Here is a 5,044-nt window from a genome sequence, read left to right on the forward strand (position 1 = left end):
ACCGAGGTCCAGGACGCCGAGCCGAGGCCGCCGCGGGCCCAGGGAACAGTGATCACCGACGAGGGCGACGCCGGCATCCGGCTCGTGGACTTCCTCGCCGGCCAAAAGCTGCTCTGACCCGATCCACTTCGAACCCACGCAAGGAGGCCGCGGCATGGCCACGGTACTGGTCTTTCTGGACAATCCGGGGGCAACCCTGAACAAGAGCGAGCGGGAACTGATTTCCCTCGCGGCGAGCCTCGGCGAGGGAACCGCAGCCCTGGCATCCGAAGCGGGACAGGCCTACCTGGACGGCGTCGGGTCCTACGGCATGGACACCTGCTACGTTCCGGCCGCTGCGGATCTCGGCACCTACCTCGTGGCAGGAAAAGCGGCGTTCCTCACGGAGGCCGTCCGCCTGTCCGGGGCGCAGGTGGTGCTGCTCGGCAATTCCTACGAGGAGAAGGAGATCGCCGCCCGGGCCGGCGTCCGCCTGGATGCGGGGGTGATCACCGACGTCGTCGGCCTCGATCCGGATCTCACCGCGACGAAGTCCGATTTCGCAGGGTCCTACACGGTGAGGTGCAGGGTGACCACCCGCATTGCATTGTTCACGGTCAAGCCGAACAGCTACGAGGCCGCTGAAGCAGGCACTCCTGAGGGGCCCCAGATCCTTCCGGTGGAAACGGACGCCCCGGTTGCCGCTGCGCGTATAACCGGCAGGGTGGACAAACCGGTGAGCGGCCGTCCCGAACTGACCGAGGCGCGCGTGATCGTGGCCGGCGGTCGGGGAGTCGAAGGGAACTTCGCGCCCCTCGAGGAGCTCGCGGACGCCCTCGGCGGCGCCGTCGGTGCTTCCCGTGCGGCGACGGATGCCGGATGGATCGAGCACTCGGCGCAAGTCGGCCAGACAGGGAAAACGGTCTCGCCGCAGCTGTACATCTCCGCCGGTATTTCGGGGGCCGTCCAGCAGAAGGCCGGGATGCAGACGGCGAAGGTGATCGTTGCGGTGAACAAGGACGCCGATTCGCCCGTCTTCGAGATTGCGGACTTCGGTATCGTCGGCGACCTGTTCACGGTACTTCCGCAGGCCACCGAGGAAATCCGGAAGCGCCGGGTCTAGGCCATGCCGTTCCCCGAACCGACCCCCGGTTCGACTCCCGTGCGACGCGTTTTGTGCTTCGCCGCCCACCCGGATGACATCGACTTCGGAGCAGCCGGCACGATCGCCGCCTGGACCGATGCCGGAGTCGAGGTCAGCTACTGCATCCTGACCGACGGCGACGCCGGCGGTTTCTCCGAACAGCAGCGCCCGGGAATCATCGAGATCCGTCGCGACGAGCAGCGCGCCGCCGCGCGACTCGTGGGGGTGAAGGACATTTCCTTCCTCGGACACCCGGACGGCTTCCTGGAGGCCTCTCCCGAGGTGGTCCGCGGCATTGTGAAGCGTATCCGGGAAGTGCGGCCCGACGTCGTGATGTCCATGCATCCGGAACGCAACTGGGACCGCATCCAGAAAAGCCACCCCGACCACCTCGCCTGCGGTGAGGCAGTGACGCGGGCGGTGTACCCGGCGTCGGAAAACCCCTACGCCTTCCCCGAGCTGGCGGCGGCAGGACTGCCCCTGCATCGGGTTCGCTGGGTATGGTTCTTCGGCGGACCGGGGCACCTCGAGAACCACTTCGTCGATATCACCGGTCTCGAGGACCGGAAGCTCGCGGCGATCCGGGTTCATGCGAGCCAGCACCCGGACATCGAGGGAATGGACGCCACCGTCCGGCGCATGCTCGCCGACAATGCCCGACGCGCGGGGCTGCCCGAGGGGTCCAGCGCCGAAGCGTTCCACGCGGTGGGGATCAACACGGAGGACACCATCGCGGGTTTCTAGACTCCCACTGTGGTGGGCCCCAGCTGCCGATCCGCGGAGGGAGCGCAGGCGGCGGTTTCTACACCTGGAACGGTATCTCGGCCACGAGAGGAAGCGTCGGCGACGAGGATCCGCCTGCGGGCTCCACGGTCAGTGCGAGCCCGGCGAATTGGTCGATGTCCTTGACCGCTGTCACCTTGGACCCGGCCACGTCCTCGGCCGTCATGGTTCCGACCGAAATCGGCGCTGAACCGTCCGAGGGCAGACGCCACATCTGGTAGACAGATCCCTCAGGCGGGGCAGGCACCCCGGTCAGGGTCAGCACCGCGGCATTCTCCTCGCGGGACACGGCCAGATCAGCTCTGCCGCCCGGCTCCAGGACGAACTCGTTGGTGCGAAGATCGGAGGCCTGAAGCACTTCCTCCTCGACGGAGGGCTGCAGGTTCTGCGCGATCGTCACCGCACCGACGGCGAGAACGACGGCGNTCCCGCCACCAGCCACTGGGTGAACGAACCGGGACGACGGCGCTCCTCCCGTGCCTCTCGGCGCCGGGCCAGGTCATCTCCGCCGGGCTCCTGCACCGGCCGCGACGTCTCCGGGGAAGGCGAAGGGTGCCCGTCTCCCCGGGAGGCCACCGGGAGCTGGAGCAGGATCTTGTCGAACAGGCCGGCGGGAGGTTCCGCCTCGTCGATCGCGTAGGCACTGCTGATGGTTTCGCGGGCCGAGCGGAGCCGCTCGTCGAAGGCGGGTCCCACTGTCGGGTCCGCCGCCAGGAGGAATCGGTCGATGGCGGTCCGTTCGTCGTCACTGAGGGCGTCGAGGGCATACAGTTCAGCCCACTCCACAACGTGGCCACGGCTCAGGTCCGTCTCGAGGTCCTCGGCGAACTGCCGATTCCTATCTCTGTCCTGCATCTCAGTTCACCCCCAGGCATGCTTTGAGTCGAAGTAGTCCGTCGCGGATTCTCGATTTGATGGTCGGCACGGCTACGCCGAGCTTCTCCGCGACTTCGCGGTAGGTGAGCCCGCCGTAGTAGGCAAGCCTCACCGATTCCTGCTGAGTGTCCGTGAGCGTGTCCAGGCACTTCACCACTGTTTCGGCTTCGAGGCGCTGCGTCACGGTGTCGACGACGTCGTCGTGGTCCAGAACCTGGGTGGCGGCGCCGTACCGGGCCTCCCGGTCGGTCGAGCTTTGCTCCGACCTCACCCGGTCCACCGCCCTCCGGTGGGCCAGCGTCATCAACCATGCCATCGGGCTGCCGGCCGCCGGGTTGAAGCGGCCGGCGCTGTTCCACACCTGGAGGTAGACCTCCTGGGTGGCATCTTCGCTGAGTTCCGGATCGATGAGCACCCGCCGGGCCAGGCCATACACGCGCCGGGACGTCTGTTCGTAGAAGGCCGCGAACGCGTCGGTGTCCTGTTGGGCGATCCGGAGCAGGAGGTCCGTCAGGGTTGAACCCGCGCCGGAATCGCCAGCCGACTCGTGCGCCCTGGCGTCTCCGGGGGTTACCCGGCTAACTCGTGGCGTGTCCATAGGTTCCAAGCATAAAGCTCGACGGCGCAGTGTCCGAACACTGGAGCTGTCCGGGCGGCGTGCGGGGGCAGTGGTAATCATCAACTGATCCACCCTCCTGCCTCGACTCTGCGTAGCTACCGTCGACATCCTCGATGTCAGCTATTATTCGGAGCCGAGGGCGGAGCGGATGGGAACACGGGTCACCCGGTCTCCGGGCGCCCGGCCACGGCGATGAGGGAATCGGCGTTGAGAGTGAAACCGGTGCCGAGTTCCCGGAGGAACCCCGCGCGAATGCGCTCGAGGACCGCAGGATCATCGGGAATGAAGCTGCGGTATCCGCTGCCGAGCACCAGCGACCAGGCCATATCTGCGTCGAGCGGCACGGTCAGAGCGAGTTTCTCCACAGTGACCTGGCCGAAGCCATGGCGTTCCAGCCAGGCGGTCAGGCGTCCTTCGCCGGTCAGCTCCCGCCGGTTTGCCAGGAACGACCCCGGGGCTGCCGGTGCAGAGTCCGGGAATTCGGCCTCGCACGCCTTCAGGAGCTTCGTTTCGAAGGGCTCGAGCGCTCCCTCGTCCCAGACACTCAGCGCGAATCGCCCACCCGGGCGGAGCAGTGACAGCACCCGCAGTGTCGCCGCGGACATATTGGGTGAAAGGCAGAGGCCGTAGCAGCTCAGGACGGCGTCATAGGGTTTGTCGGTGTGCCATTCCCGCGGATCCTGCGCACTGAACCCGATGTTCTCCAGGCCCATCGCCCCGGCCTTGTCGCGCGTGAGGTCGAGCATCGGGGTGGTGGGGTCCACGGCGTCGACCCTGCCGTCCGGTCCGGCGAGCTGTGCTGCGGGAATGGTGGCGCTTCCGGTTCCGGCATACACGTCCAGCACCCGTTCTCCCACCAGGATGTCAGCAGCGGCGACCACTGCATTACCCACCGTGTTCCACAGCGCCGGTGCCAGCCGGTCGAAGTCCTCCGCGCCGTCGTCGGGTGCGTGCGAAGCATGGCGTGCAGTCATCGGTGGTCTCCTTGGTGCATCAGAGGACTGCCCCGTCGAACCCGTGCTGGCGCCAGGCTTCGTAGAGCACGATCGAGGCCGTGTTCGCGAGGTTGAGCGACCGGCGGGATGCCAGCATGGGGACCCTCACCCTCGCGCTCACGTGGGGGTCGTCCTTGACCTCCGCCGACAGCCCCACGGATTCCGGGCCGAACAGGAGGATGTCCGAGGCCCGGTATCGAATGTCGGTGTAGGACACCTCGCCGTCGGAGGTGAAGGCGAAGACGCGCTCCGGAGCGAGGCTCTTCCACGCGGCGGCAAGACTCTCATGCACGGAGAGGACGGCGAGGTCGTGGTAATCGAGACCCGCCCGTCGCAGCTTGGAATCCTCCAGGCTGAATCCGAGGGGCTCGACCAGGTGCAGTTCGGCCCCCGCCACCGCGGCAAGGCGGATCGCATTGCCGGTATTGCCGGGGATCTCGGGGGAGTGGAAGAGGATGCGGAACACCGCTCCATCCTAGCTTCCGGCGGTGCTAGCTTTCCGCGGCACCCAGCAACCTCGCAAGGACGGGGAGCTGGACCACGTTCGGTTGCGGGCCCGCGGCGAGGAACGCCCGGATCGTCCGGACCATGGTTCCCGCGTTCACCACCTGGATGGCCGACGGCGCCGACCTGTCGAACGACGGCGGG

At 67.2% G+C, this 5,044-nt stretch carries 7 protein-coding genes and 1 pseudogene; 3 read left to right on the forward strand and 5 right to left on the reverse strand.

Annotated elements, in window-relative coordinates; translation table 11 throughout:
• The 3 genes and pseudogenes from Y705_RS23320 to Y705_RS0115255 all read left to right on the forward strand — a co-directional run.
• Positions 1–117: pseudogene (locus tag Y705_RS23320) on the forward strand (electron transfer flavoprotein subunit beta); the annotation flags it as partial.
• A gap of 37 nt (positions 118–154) precedes the next feature.
• Positions 155–1,102, forward strand: a complete 948-nt coding sequence (locus Y705_RS0115250) for an electron transfer flavoprotein subunit alpha/FixB family protein (protein WP_026533483.1) — start codon at positions 155–157, stop codon at positions 1,100–1,102.
• Between the two features lie 3 nt (positions 1,103–1,105).
• Positions 1,106–1,867: a PIG-L deacetylase family protein gene (locus Y705_RS0115255; RefSeq protein ID WP_026533484.1), complete on the forward strand. Its 762-nt coding sequence runs from the start codon at positions 1,106–1,108 to the stop codon at positions 1,865–1,867.
• A 58-nt stretch (positions 1,868–1,925) separates the two neighbouring features.
• On the opposite strand, the gene Y705_RS20515 is transcribed toward Y705_RS0115255, so the two are convergent.
• The 5 genes from Y705_RS20515 to Y705_RS0115275 form a co-directional block, all read right to left on the reverse strand.
• Positions 1,926–2,306 (reverse strand): anti-sigma factor, encoded by a 381-nt coding sequence (locus tag Y705_RS20515; protein ID WP_343212772.1) that lies wholly within the window; start codon positions 2,304–2,306, stop codon positions 1,926–1,928.
• On the reverse strand, positions 2,303–2,761 hold the full coding sequence (locus Y705_RS23710) for an RskA family anti-sigma factor (RefSeq protein WP_049822861.1): 459 nt from the start codon (positions 2,759–2,761) through the stop codon (positions 2,303–2,305). The genes Y705_RS20515 and Y705_RS23710 overlap by 4 nt, the downstream gene beginning before the upstream one ends.
• 1 nt (position 2,762) lies before the next feature.
• Positions 2,763–3,380, reverse strand: coding sequence for an ECF RNA polymerase sigma factor SigK (gene sigK / locus Y705_RS0115265; protein WP_026533485.1), 618 nt, complete (start codon positions 3,378–3,380; stop codon positions 2,763–2,765).
• Between the two features lie 182 nt (positions 3,381–3,562).
• Positions 3,563–4,375, reverse strand: coding sequence for a class I SAM-dependent methyltransferase (locus tag Y705_RS20525; RefSeq protein ID WP_049822862.1), 813 nt, complete (start codon positions 4,373–4,375; stop codon positions 3,563–3,565).
• A 19-nt stretch (positions 4,376–4,394) separates the two neighbouring features.
• Complete coding sequence (locus tag Y705_RS0115275; protein ID WP_026533486.1) at positions 4,395–4,862, reverse strand: tRNA (cytidine(34)-2'-O)-methyltransferase; 468 nt, start codon at positions 4,860–4,862, stop codon at positions 4,395–4,397.
• Between the last annotated feature and the right edge of the window lie 182 nt (positions 4,863–5,044).

The organism is Arthrobacter sp. H41 (assembly GCF_000520535.1).
GTDB lineage: Bacteria > Actinomycetota > Actinomycetes > Actinomycetales > Micrococcaceae > Arthrobacter_D.

Coding starts and splice junctions, on each gene's coding strand:
- Y705_RS0115250 (WP_026533483.1), top strand. CDS start 155: ATGGCCACGGTACTGGTCTTTCTGGACAATCCGGGGGCAACCCTGAAC.
- Y705_RS0115255 (WP_026533484.1), top strand. CDS start 1,106: ATGCCGTTCCCCGAACCGACCCCCGGTTCGACTCCCGTGCGACGCGTT.
- sigK (WP_026533485.1), bottom strand. CDS start 3,380: ATGGACACGCCACGAGTTAGCCGGGTAACCCCCGGAGACGCCAGGGCG.
- Y705_RS20525 (WP_049822862.1), bottom strand. CDS start 4,375: ATGACTGCACGCCATGCTTCGCACGCACCCGACGACGGCGCGGAGGAC.